13 protein-coding genes are annotated in these 14,505 nt (G+C 64.1%); 5 read left to right on the forward strand and 8 right to left on the reverse strand.

Going from position 1 to position 14,505, the window contains the following annotated elements; translation table 11 throughout:
• Positions 1 to 55: 55 nt before the first annotated feature.
• The gene (locus ABWI03_RS11435; RefSeq protein WP_298779456.1) at positions 56 to 1,396 is read right to left on the reverse strand and encodes a hypothetical protein; all 1,341 of its coding nucleotides are present in this window, start codon (positions 1,394 to 1,396) and stop codon (positions 56 to 58) included.
• Entirely contained in the window at positions 1,389 to 2,285 is an 897-nt protein-coding gene (locus ABWI03_RS11440) for a GTPase domain-containing protein (protein WP_353802303.1), read from the reverse strand. The genes ABWI03_RS11435 and ABWI03_RS11440 overlap by 8 nt, the downstream gene beginning before the upstream one ends.
• Before the next feature lie 199 nt (positions 2,286 to 2,484).
• On the opposite strand from ABWI03_RS11440, the gene trmB reads away from it, so the two are divergent.
• From trmB to ABWI03_RS11455, 3 genes are read left to right on the forward strand one after another with little or no spacing between them, the layout of a single operon-like run.
• Positions 2,485 to 3,243 (forward strand): tRNA (guanosine(46)-N7)-methyltransferase TrmB, encoded by a 759-nt coding sequence (gene trmB / locus ABWI03_RS11445; RefSeq protein ID WP_298779452.1) that lies wholly within the window; start codon positions 2,485 to 2,487, stop codon positions 3,241 to 3,243.
• Positions 3,240 to 3,947 carry an NYN domain-containing protein gene (locus tag ABWI03_RS11450; RefSeq protein ID WP_298779450.1) on the forward strand — a complete coding sequence of 236 codons (708 nt, stop codon included), beginning with the start codon at positions 3,240 to 3,242 and terminating at the stop codon, positions 3,945 to 3,947. The genes trmB and ABWI03_RS11450 overlap by 4 nt, the downstream gene beginning before the upstream one ends.
• 10 nt (positions 3,948 to 3,957) lie before the next feature.
• The gene (locus ABWI03_RS11455; RefSeq protein WP_298779448.1) at positions 3,958 to 6,900 is read left to right on the forward strand and encodes an MMPL family transporter; all 2,943 of its coding nucleotides are present in this window, start codon (positions 3,958 to 3,960) and stop codon (positions 6,898 to 6,900) included.
• Here ABWI03_RS11455 and ABWI03_RS11460 read toward each other — a convergent pair.
• Positions 6,875 to 8,731, reverse strand: a complete 1,857-nt coding sequence (locus tag ABWI03_RS11460) for a DUF2339 domain-containing protein (protein ID WP_298779446.1) — start codon at positions 8,729 to 8,731, stop codon at positions 6,875 to 6,877. The two genes, ABWI03_RS11455 and ABWI03_RS11460, sit on opposite strands and share 26 nt — an antisense overlap.
• A gap of 82 nt (positions 8,732 to 8,813) precedes the next feature.
• Complete coding sequence (locus tag ABWI03_RS11465) at positions 8,814 to 9,386, reverse strand: TetR/AcrR family transcriptional regulator (RefSeq protein WP_050655486.1); 573 nt, start codon at positions 9,384 to 9,386, stop codon at positions 8,814 to 8,816.
• A 152-nt stretch (positions 9,387 to 9,538) separates the two neighbouring features.
• On the opposite strand from ABWI03_RS11465, the gene ABWI03_RS11470 reads away from it, so the two are divergent.
• Both ABWI03_RS11470 and ABWI03_RS11475 read left to right on the forward strand, forming a co-directional pair.
• A complete protein-coding gene (locus ABWI03_RS11470) occupies positions 9,539 to 10,066 on the forward strand; it encodes a cupin domain-containing protein (RefSeq protein ID WP_298779439.1) in 528 nt (175 codons plus the stop codon).
• A 34-nt stretch (positions 10,067 to 10,100) separates the two neighbouring features.
• A complete protein-coding gene (locus tag ABWI03_RS11475; protein WP_050655484.1) occupies positions 10,101 to 10,553 on the forward strand; it encodes a MaoC family dehydratase in 453 nt (150 codons plus the stop codon).
• 4 nt (positions 10,554 to 10,557) lie between these two features.
• On the opposite strand, the gene ABWI03_RS11480 is transcribed toward ABWI03_RS11475, so the two are convergent.
• From ABWI03_RS11480 to ABWI03_RS11495, 4 genes are read right to left on the reverse strand one after another with little or no spacing between them, the layout of a single operon-like run.
• Positions 10,558 to 11,277 (reverse strand): DUF1707 SHOCT-like domain-containing protein, encoded by a 720-nt coding sequence (locus ABWI03_RS11480; RefSeq protein WP_298779436.1) that lies wholly within the window; start codon positions 11,275 to 11,277, stop codon positions 10,558 to 10,560.
• A 17-nt stretch (positions 11,278 to 11,294) separates the two neighbouring features.
• Positions 11,295 to 11,927, reverse strand: a complete 633-nt coding sequence (locus ABWI03_RS11485; protein WP_298779743.1) for a response regulator — start codon at positions 11,925 to 11,927, stop codon at positions 11,295 to 11,297.
• A 28-nt stretch (positions 11,928 to 11,955) separates the two neighbouring features.
• A complete protein-coding gene (gene macS, locus ABWI03_RS11490; protein WP_298779433.1) occupies positions 11,956 to 13,179 on the reverse strand; it encodes a MacS family sensor histidine kinase in 1,224 nt (407 codons plus the stop codon).
• Entirely contained in the window at positions 13,172 to 14,350 is a 1,179-nt protein-coding gene (locus ABWI03_RS11495; protein ID WP_124569042.1) for an AI-2E family transporter, read from the reverse strand. Before ABWI03_RS11495 ends, macS begins: the two co-directional genes overlap by 8 nt.
• Positions 14,351 to 14,505 lie beyond the last annotated feature (155 nt).

Below are 14,505 nucleotides of genomic sequence, written 5' to 3' on the forward strand. Positions count from 1 at the left end.
CGATCAGTCGAGGCCGAAATTGCGGCGCTGTGGAGAACTCTGCACTCGCGGAATGTCAGTAGGCGGCGTTCAAAACGGCGAGGTCGCGCTCGCACGACGCCAGTTGACCCGATCTGGCCGCGGCAAGCTCACGAAGTTCACCGTCGATCTCCACGATTCGGGCCTGCGCCGACGCCAACTGCTCGCGGCTCTCCGCCATGATCGCCGCTCCCAGATCTGCCTCGGCCTCGAGCAGCACGCTCTGCACTCGCTGCTCCCACTGTGCGCGAACGGTCGACATCGATTCGACGATCCACGACCTGGAGTGGGCACGATCCGCCATCAGCGCGCGAGTTCGCGCCAACCACCAGGCCGCGGCGCCACCCAGAACCAACGTCACGGGGATGCTCGCGAACTCCAGGGCCGGAATCATCTCCAGCGGAGTCACCGCGATCCGGCCGAGGCCGAGGCCCGCGGACGCGCCGACAAGAATTGTCACGCGTTCCTCGTTTCCGCGCTGACGGCCCGGCGGGTTCTCCGGAATCCGTGGGAAAGGTACGTACCCGGTCGTGCCCGCCACTTCCACTGCTGCCGCCATCGCGGCATCGAAGACCCGGGTGTGATGGTCGACCTCGTGCTGCAGTCGCGTCGGCACGCTGCCCAATTCGGCTCGCGAGGCCGCGTCGACCCAGGCACGTGCCCCCGCGACCGTCGCCCGGGTTGCGTCGGCGATCTGTTGCAACAGATCCCCGTGTGCTCGCTGCAGTCTGCTTCGGACCTGCACCAGGCGTTCGCCTCGCCGGCCGTCACGGTCTGCGAGCAGCTGTGATCGCTCGGCACGCAGTTCGGCACCAGGAACACTGTCACGCAGATTCCGGATCTCCATCTCGATCATCCGGCGCGTCTGTGCGATGACACCGGAATCCGAACCGCCTGCTTCCCTCTCCCGTGCCGCCCGGCTCACGACCTCGACGAGCGACTGCTCTTGACCAGGCGCAATCGGGACCACCGGGGCCTGAGCAAAAGCAGTGCAGTGCGAAGTGAGAATCTCGGCATCACGCCGGCGCACAGCCTGCCAGTCTCGGTAGACGTCGACGCGGGTCAGCGCCACCACCACCGGGGTTCCGCTCTCGGCGGCATCGTCGAGGAGATGAAGATCCTCGCGCCCGATCACACTGGCGGCGTCGACGACCAGAAGTACGACGTCGGCGTCCACCTCGCGTGTCACTGTCGAACAATTATCCGAAGCACTGAACATCTGCGCGACGTCTTCCCGTCCACCCCTCGACGGGCCGACGACGTAAATGCGAGTGCCACTGGATGTTTCGGCGGCGACCTGGCGACCCGGATCGGATGCCGGATTCCATCGCTGCACCACGCGCAGCACCGAATCCGGAAGTACCGAAACGCTATTCATCGGTCGCTACCGGAGCGGAGCGATCGCCCCCGAGCTGCGCCCACCGACGCACATACCCGCGGCGAATCAGTGAGACCCTTTGTTGCGGAGCCTGTTCCGACTCGTCCACGAGCCGGCCCCACCATCGACAGCACGTGCCCGCGTCGTCAGCGGTACGAGGATCGGGAGGCTCGCCTTGACGAAGGGCTCGAATTTCGGGGCTCGTCATCGCCGCCGCGGCACCGAACAACACCGCGGAGTCCGACCTCAGATACATCTCGATCTCGTCTCTACCGGCGGTGTTGCGCGAGGCAGATTGCGTCAGCTCCGGGCCGATCCGCTCGACCCGGCGCCACCACTGCGTCTCCAGGACCGGGCCGAGGGCCGCGAACAACTCTTCGACGCCGCGCCCGGTCAACGTCTCCACCGGAACCGTGTGCACGCCGACGGTCTCCGAGATTTCCGCCGCCCGTCCCAGTGCCTCGTCCCAGCGCGGACCGAACAGGTCGGCCTTGTTCGCAGCCACCACCGCCCGATCCGATACTCGGGCGATGACTCGGCGGTCGACGTCGCGGACCGCGTCGACCACTACGTAGACGACGCAACGACGACCCAGATCGGGGTTCGACGTTCCGGGGACGTCGAATGCCCGCGACTCGGTCACCACAACCGGTGCGCCGACGACTCTGCGCGAGAACCGGTCGTCGCGCCCCAGGATCCGCGCCAACGACGACCGCCCCACCCCTGCCCGTCCGGCGACCACCAGCTCGAGCGGCGCAGTCAGCGATCCGAGCACGGAGTGAACCGTCTCCGCGGCTCCCGAATCGATCGACGTCAGCCGATATGCCAGAGCGCGCAACTGGTCGATCGGCTCCGCGCAGGCGTCGTCGATCGATTCTGCGGGCAACATTCGTGACCAATCACGGCATGCAAATCCTGTGTTCATCCCCACCCCACGTCCCCATCGTGTCGGTGAGATTCTGTCAGGTTCTCGGCAAGGACGGCAGGTGACACCACCCTTTCGTCGACTGTCCGAAGTCGGCGGATTCAGGACTTTCCGCGGAAAGTCTCAACTCAAACTTCAGACCCGTCTGCGCTAAACGGGGGTCATGCGTGACAATGGGTTCGTGAACGAAGCCGATCAGCATGCACCGCAGACCCCAGACACGGGGCAGACGGACCACACCAAGGGGTCCCGTCTCCATCCGAGAGTGACCAGCTTTCGCTCTCGCCGGGGTGCTCTGACCGACGCACAGCAGCAGGCTTGGGACCGTCAGTGGCCGCTCATCGGCGCCGACGTCTCGGACACACCGCTCGACGCGAACGCCTGGTTCGGACGCGAAGCACCCCTGATCATCGAGATCGGTTCGGGTACCGGCACCGCGACGGCCGCAATGGCCAAGGCGGAGCCGCACGTGAACCTGATCGCGATCGAGGTGTACCGCCCGGGGCTCGCGCAGCTTCTGCAGCAGGTCGAACGTGACGAGATTCCCAACGTCCGCGTACTGCGTGGTGACGCGATGGACGTACTGGAGAACATGGTCGCCCCCGAGTCGCTGACGGGTGTCCGGGTGTTCTTCCCGGATCCGTGGCCCAAGGCCCGCCATCACAAGCGTCGCCTGCTGCAGGGGCCGACGTTCGCGCTGATCGCGAACCGCCTCAAGCCTGGCGGAGTGCTGCACGTGGCAACCGATCACGCCGAGTACGCCGAATGGATCGAAGAAGCCGGCAATGCTGAGCCGCTGCTGACCGCGCTCGACTGGGAGTCTCCGATGACCCACGAGCGTCCGGTCACCAAGTTCGAGGACAAAGCCCATAAGGTCGGAAGTGCAATCACCGAGCTTATATGGGGGAAGATCAGAGCATGAGCGTCAGCGAACAGCTATCCGACGGCGTGACGTCGTCGGAATCTCCTCTCGACTTCGGTCGTGACTCCCGCCACCCCAAGCGGGTGCTTCTGGTCTGGGACGCCCCTAACCTCGACATGGGCCTCGGCGCCATCCTCGGTGGCCGGCCTACCGCCGCCTACCGGCCACGATTCGACGCGTTGGGTCGCTGGCTGCTCTCTCGCACCGCCGAACTGTCCGCACAGAACAGCGGCACGCTCGAGCCTGAAGCGACCGTCTTCACCAACATCGCCTCCGGCAGCGCCGACGTCGTTCGTCCTTGGGTCGAAGCCTTGCGTAACGTGGGTTTCGCGGTGTTCGCCAAGCCGAAGGTCGATGAAGACAGTGATGTCGATTCGGACATGCTCGAGCACATCGCGCTCAGGTACGGCGAGGGCCTCGCCGGAATCATGGTCGCGTCCGCCGACGGCCAAGCGTTCCGCGAACCTCTCGAGGACATCGCAGCAACCGGCATCCCCGTGCAGGTTCTCGGGTTCCGTGAACACGCCAGTTGGGCTGTGTCGTCCGATATCTTGGACTTCGTCGATCTCGAGGACATCCCAGGTGTCTTCCGTGAGCCTCTGCCACGGGTAAGCCTGGACACCCTGCCCGACGAGGGCGCCTGGTTGCAGCCGTTCCGACCGCTTTCTGCCCTGCTCATCGGGCGAAAAAGTGTTGCCGAGTAGGAGTTGATCAGTGTTCGCCAGCTGGGGAAGCATCGTCTATCGAGCCCGCTTCACCGTCATCGCTGTCATGGTGGCGGGGCTCCTCGGGCTCGCTGCGTACGGCCTGAGCCTGCAGGATCATCTCAGCCAGAGCGGCTGGGACGATCCGGGGTCGGAATCGGTAGAGGCTGCAAAACTCGCTGACGGCACGTTCGGACGCAGCACGACGGGTGACGTTCTGGCGCTGTACACGGCGCCGGAGGGCAAAACCGTCGACGACCCCGAGTTCCAAGCGAAGGTCATCGACAATCTGCAGCGGCTCGTCGCCGACAACCCCGACCAGATCATGAAGATCAACGGCTCGTACTTCAAGGTCGACAACGGTCTCTCGGTGGCTGCCCTGGCGGACAAGACCAAGCAACACGCGGTCACCAGCATCGCGATCGCCGGCGACAACGACACCGCGGTGTCCAACAACTTCCGCGACGTCGAGTCGCAGTTCTACATCGACGGCGTCGACGTGCAACTCGCCGGCCTGCAACCTGTCGCGAATTCACTCAACGACACGATGGCCAACGACATCAAGCGCATGGAAATGCTCGCGATTCCCGCTGTCGGTGTCCTGCTGTTCTTCGTCTTCGGTGGCGTCGTCGCCGCTGCCCTCCCGCTGATCGTCGGCGGTCTCACTGTCATCGGCGCCAACGGCATCATTCGACTGATCACCAACTTCACCGAGGTCAACGCGTTTGTTGCGCCGGTGGTGTCTCTGGTCGGCCTGGGTCTGGCGATCGACTACGGACTGTTCATCGTCAGCCGTTTCCGAGAAGAGATAGCCGAGGGGTACGACACCCCGACCGCAGTACGCCGAACGGTCATGACGGCGGGTAGAACGGTCATGTTCTCGGCGACCATGGTTGCCGTCAGCCTCGGCGGTCTGCTGTTGTTCCCGCAGGGCTTCCTCAAATCGGTGGCCTACGGCGCCATTGCTGCCGTCATGCTTGCCGCAATCTCGTCCATCACGATTCTTCCCGCGATTCTCGGCATTCTCGGTAAGCGGATCGACGCGCTGACCTTCAAGAAGCTGCGCCAGACCAAGACCAACGAGGAAATCGAGAACGGTTTCTGGGGCAAGCTCACCCGCTGGGTCATGCAGCATCCGCTCAAGGTCGCGGTCCCGATCGTCGCGGCTCTCCTGCTGATGATCATTCCGCTGACGGGCATCAAGTTCGGCGGGATCAACGAGACGTACCTGCCCCCGGACAGCCCCACGCGTGTCGCGCAGGCGCAGTTCGACGAACTCTTCCCGGGCAATCGCACCGAGCCCGTTCGACTCGTCATCGAGGGAGCCGACAACACCACTCTCGGGCAGATTTCCAAGACCGCAAACGCTGCGCCGGGTCTGGTCGAGAAGTTCACCCCGGAGGTTGCGACCAAGGACGGTGTCAACGTCCTCAAAGCCGGTCTGACGGAGCGCAACGAGGCGCGTCCCACCATCGACTATCTGCGATCCGCGGATTGGCCCGAGGGCACAACTGTTCTCGTCGGCGGTACACCGGCCATCGAGCAGGACAGCGTCGATGCGTTGCTCGACCGTCTGCCGCTGATGGTCGTATCCGTCATCCTGCTGACGACGCTGCTGATGTTCTTGACGTTCGGTTCGCTCGTCCTACCCATCAAGGCCGCGTTGATGAGCGCGCTCGGACTGGGTTCGACACTCGGAATCTTGACCTGGATCTTCATCGACGGGCACGGTTCGGGTCTGCTGAACTTCACGCCGGGACCGATCATGTCTCCCGTCCTGGTGTTGATCATCGCTATCGTCTACGGCCTGTCGACCGACTACGAAGTGTTCCTGCTCTCTCGCATGGTCGAAGCGCGAGCGCAGGGCGCAAGTACTACCGAATCCATCCGAATCGGCACGGCACATACCGGCCGGATCATCACCGCTGCCGCACTGATCCTGATCGTGGTCACCGGTGCATTCGGCCTGTCCGATCTGGTGATGATGAAGTACATCTCCTACGGCATGATCTCCGCGCTGATCATCGATGCCACGCTGATCCGAATGTTCCTGGTCCCGGCGACCATGAAACTGCTCGGGGACGACTGCTGGTGGGCTCCGGCCTGGATGAAGCGGATCCAGCAGAGGATCGGGCTCGGTGAGCCGATCCTCGACAACGAACTTGTGCTCGCAAACGTCCCGCAGATCGCGCCTGTCGGTGCGATCGCCGGACCGGGTCAGTCGCGCAAGATCGAAGCGACGTCGCGGGTCATGCCGCCGCCCCCTGCCCCGGCCGCACAGCCGGACAGTGGACCTCGCGTTCCGGATCCCCTCACCGAGCCCATTCCGCTCAGCGAAATGGCGGTGAAGGCACCCAACACGGAGGCTCCTGCCGCAGAGAAGCCCGCACCGCGGCGCCGTCTCGATATCGGGAGTGCAGCCAGCGCCCCCCAGAACCTGATCGAGGCACCGGTGCCCAATCCCTCGTACCGGCCGCAACCGAACGCCAGCGACAAGCGCAGAAACCCCACGCCTGCGGCGCCGGCCGAGCGTCCCATCGAGAGCTGGTTGTCGGACCTGCGGGCTCGGGAACAGACTCCCCCGGCCTCACGGCCGCTGCCGGTGGTTCGGACGCCTTCGCGTACAAACGGTTCGGCGGCAAATGGAGCTGTGACCAACGGTTCAAGTACCAACGGTTCGAGCGCTAACGGTGCGAGCGCTAACGGTGCGAGCGCTAACGGTGCGGGCCGGAACGGTGCCTCCAACGGCTCGGCTACCAACGGCTCTACCCCGACCTCGGTGGAGGCGACCCCCCAGTCGCCGCCTCCACCGATCGCTCCGGAGCGTCGTCCCACCGAGCCCCGAGTCTCGGATGCCTCTGACGGCGACGACAACGCCACCGGCAGGCACCGACCTGACGACGCAGGCGCCATCAGTGTCAGCGAGCTCATCGCTCGCCAGAAGCGGAGCTGACCTGCTCCTGCTTGGCGAAGGCTCGTGCATAACGAGTCCCGACCAGCAGGAGCAGCAAGCCGACCACCAGGAAGGCAGCGCTGCGCACCAGCCCACTGAGCGTGGCCAGGTCGAAGAGGAACAGCTTGGCCACTGCCGCGCTGGTGAGAGCAAGACCAGCTCCGAGCAAAACGCGAGCGTGCTGACGGTTGTTCAGGCCGAGCACCAGCGCTGAAGTGGCGGCAAGCATCCAAACGATGGTGGCAACGCTGTGTCCGACAACGAATCCGGTTGCGCTGTCGAAAATTTCGACGCCTGATGAGACGAGCGCACACGTCACCGCGTAGAGGACACCGAACCCTGCGGCCGCCCATAGAACCGCCGCATTGGTATCGGCGACCAACTTCAGTCGGTGAATCGCCCACACCAGCATCACCAGTGCGCCTATCGCCGTCAGGCTCGAGAGTGCCGTGATCGCACCGAGTTGCATGGATGCGGCACGGGCGGTCGTCAACGCTTCCGGCGGAACCGTCGTGAGGTATCCGATCGATCCGATGGCCGCAAAGGCGGTTCCGAGAGCGAAGACGAAGCGCGAACCCGCGTGGAGCGAGACTCCGAGGAAGATCATGCCGACGGTGAGGACCAGCGGTACGACCAGAGATTCCGACGCCCCGGACAAGCAGCACAGCAACAATGCAAGAGCGCCGGTTGCGCCCAGTCCGAATCGCAGTTGCGTCGGCAAAGGCTTGGCCGCCGCTGCAGCGGAAAGAAGTAGTGCCGCAGCAATTCCGTACAGCACTGCGGATTCGGTGTTTCCGAGCACGGCCCCGACGCTCATCAGCGGAAGGGTCGAGACGACAAAGGTCGCGGTGGACCACGCCCCTGCAACACCGTCACGCGAAGGCGAACCCGTCCACTGCAGGGCCATCGCGCAGCCGACTCCCACACCCGCAACCACGACGGCACTGATCACCAATTGCAGTGAGCTGTTACCGGATTCGTTGAATATGGACTCCGACGCTGTCGCTACGAGCAGTGCGAGAACCACCGGTACGGTGCGCGCCATTCCCAGGTACTTCCAGTCACGACCGAGCTGGGCGGAGAACGTCGCCGACTGGATCGCGAACAGGAAACCGATGAGGGTCAACGATATTCCCGAAGTCAGTACTGGAGCCAGCACCGCTGCGCCCAGAACGATCATGAGCGCCAGTGACTCGGAATCCCATTTCACCGCCAGAGCAACGCCGGCCGCAGCAATTCCGAAGGCGATCACCACCGCGAGCGGCGTCGCCACCCAACCGTAGAGAACAGACGCCGCGACGACGTCGAGGTACATTCCCGCAAAACCGGTGGCAGCCAGAGCAATCGCCCCCACTTTGCCGCCTGGGCGTCCGTGGACCCGCACACCGGCAAACACCAAGGCGCCGGAAAGGAGTGCGCCACCGAGTACCCGCAGCGGCGGTCCGAAGAATCCGGCCTGCGCGGCAAGTACCAGCAGCATCACGACGCCGATCAGGGTGACGGCAACACCGGCCGCGGCCAGGAGCCGACTGATGACGCCGTCGCGTTGCCACCAGGGCTGCCGAGGCGCAGCCACCGGATACGCCGGTGGCTGCCAGGCGGGCACGCTCTGCTGAGGACGGACCGGCTGCATCGGGTGCACCGGAACGACGGGAGCTGGAGCTACCGGTGCCGGAGCTACCGGCGCGGGCACGGCGGTCGAGGCCAGCTGAGCCTGCAGTATCGACAGGTTCTGGCCCATGTGACGCAACTGTCGGCCGATGCTGTCGCACTCGGCCGACAGTGCTGTCACCAGTCGCGGATCGACAGCGGAAGAGCTCGGTGTGGTCATGGATACGAGCTTGCTGCCTGGCCGAACCGATCAGATGAGTAGTACTACTCGATCAGCGTGGGGGCTTCTCGTATCCGACGCGCTATCGCCGAGGCGCTGCGTTCCGCAATCGTTCGGAGAGCAGCCGACCCGAGGTGTGAAGCGGAGCGGGATCCTGACGCGCGCGAGCGAGCACAAGCGCGCCCTCGAGTGCGGACAGAGCGAGAATTGCCTCCGACTCTGCGTCTTCGGGGGACCAGCCGTCCGCTTCGAGCCGCTGGGCCAGCAGTGCGAGCCACGAGTTGTATCCGTCCGCGCAAGCCCCACGGATGACCTCGGATTCGGTTGCGGCGTCGAGTGTTGCCGTGGCCAATGCGCATCCGCGCTCGTAGTCCGAATCCGACAACCGAGCAGCCAGTGCTGCGGCGAAGGCCGAGATCGCGGTGGCCGCATCGGGTGAGCTCTCCAGCAGATGTCGGATGAAAGCGGCCATTGCCTCGCCGCGTCGCCTCAGAGCCTCGCCTGCGAGTTCTTCCTTGCCGCCGGGAAAGTGAAAGTACAAGGAACCCTTGGTAGTCGCGCTCGCCGAGAGTACTTCCGACACACCCGTTCCCGCGTAGCCCTTCCGCTGCAACAAGTCAGCGGCGGCATCGACCAACAAATCCCTGGTAGACATAAGCACAATATACCGATCAGTACACATAAAGACAACACCTGAAGTGCGTAAATAAACAAAATCTTGCATCACTAGACCGATTGGTACATGATTCGAGAATCGACAAACCGGAGCGCGGCCAACGACGCTCACGACGACGAAGGACCGAATCGATGTCCCCGAATTCCACAAACCACACCACGCCGACCGTCCTCGGACCGGACGAAGACCTCGCCGGGACCCTCGCGGCCACCGGCGTCCGGATGATGGTCCGGAGCAAACAAACCGAGGGAGGATTCTCGCTTGTGCAGCACCGCATCGCCGCGCATTCGATGACGTCACCGGTCCATCGCCACAGCCGGGAAGACGAGTACACGGTGGTTCAAAGTGGCCGCGTCGCAGCGATGGTCGGAGACGAGATCGTCTACGCGGAGGCCGGCGCCATGATCTTCAAACCGCGTGGCCAGTGGCATGCCGTGTGGAATCCCGACGACGTTCCAGCCCGGATTCTCGAAATCATCACGCCTGGAGGGATGGAAGGCCTGTTCGAACTGATGCCGAAGTTACTGGCCGAAGCAGGTTCCGCCGCGGAAACGGTTGCAGCGCGGGTAGAAGCCGACTTCGGGATCGAATTCGATCTCGTTGCCACCGCCGAGATCGCACAGACACACGGTGTGGGATTCGGCATCGAAAGTCACTGACCTCTGTCAGCACCTACCGATCAAAGGAAGATTCATGCTTGTACTCACCGGAGCAGAAGACCTCAGCGCCAACCTGAACCAAGAGTTGGGCGTCAGCGACTGGCACGAGGTCACGCAGGAGTCCATCGACGAGTTCGCCCGCGTCACGGGCGACGATCAGTGGATTCACGTCGACGTGGATCGCGCGAAGGAGTCACCGTTCGGCGGAACGATCGCGCACGGCAACTACACGCTGTCGCTGGGACCCAAGTTCTCCTATGCGATGTTCTCGCTCGAAGGTTTTGCGTTTGCTCTCAACTGCGGATTCGACAAAGTCAGGTTGCCTGCCCCGCTACCGGTGGGCTCTCGTGTCCGCATGCGTGCGACGTTGAGCAAAGTCGAACCGATCAATGGCGGTGTCCAGATCACGGTGACGCAGACATTCGAACGAGAACACGGCGACAAACCTGTGTGCGTCGCCGAGATGTTGACCCGCGCCTATCACTGAAAGGTCAGGAGCCGAACATCTTTCGGATCGTGGTACCGAAGGGATGCTTTGCTGTGACACTGCCGAATCGCACCTTGCCGTGCACCACCAGGTGCAGCGGGCCCATCTGCGGGCCGGAACGAACCTTGTTCGACGCGCTTCCTCCGACTGCCTCGACACCGTTCATGTCCACTGTCGCCTCTTCGGGAACGATCAGTGAAATCGAACTGGCGTAGTCGTCGATCGAGATGTTCACGACCTGCGTCTGCATCACCGCGCGCGTGAAATCGATAGTCACACTGGACATTCTGGTGTCGACCACGACGGCTGGCGGAACGATCCATGCTCCGTTCCGTGTCACCGTCGCCATTCGTCCACGGATCACGGCAGCGTTGGCGGCTCCGTAAGTACCGACAACCGGAGCCCCGACGAGAGCGCGGTAAGGCGGGCTCGGGTGAACCGGCGGCGGCTGGGGTTGGTACGTCGGCGCCGGATACGGCTGGCCTTGGTACATCGGCTGACCCGCATTCGGATACGCGGGTGGGTCGTAGTCGGAGATCAGCGTGATGCCCGGCAGATCGGCGAGAACCGAGTTGAGCTCACCTCGCGTCTTTGCGGCCAAGGCAGTGTCCATGCGCTCGGTGAACTCACCGAGCGAGAGCATTCCTTGACCGACGGCTTTCTGCAGCAGCTCGCCGACGTGCTCTCGTTCGGCATCGGATACGCGTAGATTCCTGGCCTCCATGATTTCCAGGATAAACGTTATTCGAGACCTTGTTCTATTGCGTATCGCGTGAGCTCGACGCGATTGGCCAACTGAAGCTTCCGAAGCGTTGCCTGCACGTGGTTCTCGACGGTCCGGTGGCTGAGCGAGAGCCTCGTGGCGATCTGTTTCGCGCTCAGCCCCTTGGCGACAAGGCGGAGCACTTCGGTCTCACGGTCGGTGAGCCGAGGCAGCTCTGGTGCGCGATCGTCGGCCGGTGCCGTCGACATCCGGCGGTACTCACCGAGCACCAATCCGGCGAGGCCGGGTGTGAAGACGGCTTGTCCGTCGAAAGTCGCACGCACGGCCTCGAGCAGTTCCGCCACCGAAGCACTCTTGACCAGGTAACCCGACGCTCCGGCTTTGACCGCGTCGAGGACGTCGTCACGCTCGGCGGACGCCGAAAGCACCAGGACCTTGCTTTTCGGCGAAACCTCGAGCACTGCGATGGTGGCGTCGGCACCGTTTCCGTCCGGCAGGTTCATGTCCATCAGAACCACGGCCGGTTGCACGGCGGCGGCTCGGCGGCGTGCGCTCTCGACACCCTCCGCCGTGGCGGTCACGGCGAAGCCTGCGGCCTCGAGGTCCCGGGAGACGCCGTCGCGCCACATCGGGTGATCGTCGACGACCATCACCGTCACCGGATTCTCGCCCTGTTCGTCAGCCACGCTCACTCTTCCCCTTCGGAACGTTGATCTCCCATTCGGTGCCCTCCCCCGGCCCGGTTTGCAGGACCGCCGTCCCGCCGAGCGCCTGCACTCGACCGAGAATGGACTTCGATACTCCCATGCGGCCTTCGGCCTCGGCCTGCGCCAGGCGGCCTTCGGGAATTCCGACGCCGTCGTCGCGGACGCTGACGATCACCTCGCCCGGCAGATCTTCGAGCAACACGTATGCCTTCGCCGCGGGCCCGGCGTGGAGCCCGACGTTGGACAGAGCGTTGTCGACGATGGCAGCCAGTTCGATGGCTCGATCGCGCTCGATCACGACCGGGTGCGCGGGCGTCGACACCGACACCGACGTGCTGGCCTGTGTGGTCAACAACGGACACAAATCCACTGTCTGCCCGCCGACGTCTGCCGAGGCACCCGAAACCTGCTCGGAGATCAGCATTCTCAACGCGACCTCCTGCTCTCCTGCCAGAGCTGCCAGTTCCGCTGCCTCGCCGCCGAGTGCCGCTCCGCGCCGGCGCACCATCGCCAGGACCTGCAGGACGCCGTCGTGTACTTCGCGTGCCAAGCGTTCACGCTCTTCCGTTGCCGCTGCCAGACGTACGGCTTGTTCGAGTTGCCGATGCGAGCGCCGAGCAGTGGTGGTGGCCAAGCCCAACGCCAGACCAACCGATACGAGAACGGGAGCCGTCGCATCGCGCCAGAGATCCAGGTTGACCTGATCGCGGATGATCGCGCTGGCCGCCGAAATGACAACTCCGGACGCCATGCCGAGCCACGGCCCGCCGAGAATTGCCGCGGAGATGACGGCGTTGGTAGCCCACAGCGTGGTGGGGAGCGTCTGGTGATTCTGATACCACTCGTGGTCGGAGACCAGCCTCGTCGACGCCATCAGCACGATGACGATCACCTGATCGGCGATCACCACCTGGTACCGCGGCAGCGTCTTCCCGAACACGGCACCGGAGGTCCCGAGCAGCAGTGCCGACACCCCGGACCACACGGCCATCAGAGCGACGAAGAACCAGCTGAGCCGAGAGTTGGTGTAGTCGGAGGCCGAAGCGAACTGGTAACTGATCGCGTACACCAGCGTGACGAGGCGAAATGCCTGCGCCGCCCGCCACAGCGGGGCATCAGGGTCGGTGTCGACGCCCGACGCCTCGCGAACGGTCGGCTGGTAGTGCAGCCGGCGACGGCGCGTGGGCTCAGTCATCGGGAGGCGTGGGGTTCACGACGCGAGGCTCGGCGCGAGGCTCGTCGGGTTCGGCGGGGAACAGCGGAGTCTCCGGGTCCTCGACGTGAAGCTCCGCGTACGCGACATCCGGGTCGTCGGCGAGGAGGGAACGAATCGCCGTGTTGAGGACCGCGACGATCGGAACAGCCAAGAGCCCGCCGACGATTCCGGCGAGGACGATGCCCGTGGTAATGGCGAGAACGACTGCCAGCGGATGCAGGCGAACTGCGCGACCCAACAACAGCGGTTGCATCACGTGCGCTTCGAGCTGCATGACGCCGATGATGATCCCGAGAACGATCAGGGCGGTCAGAAAACCCTTCGTGACCAGAGCGACAAGCACTGCGAGAAAACCGGTCAGAAATGCACCGACGATCGGGATGAACGCGCCGATGAACACCAACGACGCCAGCGGCAGGGCGAGCGGCACCCCGAGGATCGCCAGGCCGGCACCGATTCCGATCGCGTCGGCGGCTGCGACCGCCACCGTGGCGCGCACGTAGCCGATCAGCGACCCGAAACCTGCAGAACCGGCGATCCGGACGCGACGTCGAGCGTCGGTGGGAACGATCCGGGTGACGAACTGCCAGATCTGGTCGCCGCCGTAGAGAAAGAAGATAAGGGTGAACAGCGTCAGCAACGCCCCGGTGAAGATCTCGCCGATGACTGTCGCCGTGGTCAAGGCGCCGCTGGTCAGGGACTCACGATTGGATTGGACCGACTTGACGACCGAATCACCCGCCTGGCGGATCTGATCCTCACTGAAGTGAAGCGGACCGCTGGTGAGCCAGTTCTGAATCTGTGTGACGCTGGCCGTGAACTGGTCGGTGAGCTGCGGCAACCCGTCGATGAACTGCTCGACGACAAACGTCATGATGCCCGCGACCAGTCCGATCGAGGCAAGCAGAACAACGATCACCGCTGCCGAGCGAGGAACACCCCACACCTGTAGCCGATCGACCACCGGAATCAGCAGAGCCGATGCCAGCAGAGCCAGCCCCACCGGGATGAGCACGGTTTCGAGACGTAGAACCACGTATCCGAGAACCAACAGTCCGGCGAAGATCACAATGAGGCGCCACGACCATTCCGCCGCGATGCGCACGCCGGGATGCACCGCCCGAGCGTCGGCGGAGATGGGTTTGTTCATCCTCGAAGCTCGCTCCGCACGCCCCCTGTTTGCGTTCACATCGCGAGCCTAACCGGACCGGCCGACACAGGTGAGCGGACGAATAATCGGACGCGCGTACCAACACTTCGACCTCTGCCAGCTAAATTGAACCCTGTGCGGGCCTCATACAGAGC

The sequence above is a fragment of the Rhodococcus baikonurensis genome, from assembly GCF_040489275.1.
Taxonomy (GTDB): Bacteria; Actinomycetota; Actinomycetes; order Mycobacteriales; family Mycobacteriaceae; genus Rhodococcus_F; species Rhodococcus_F baikonurensis.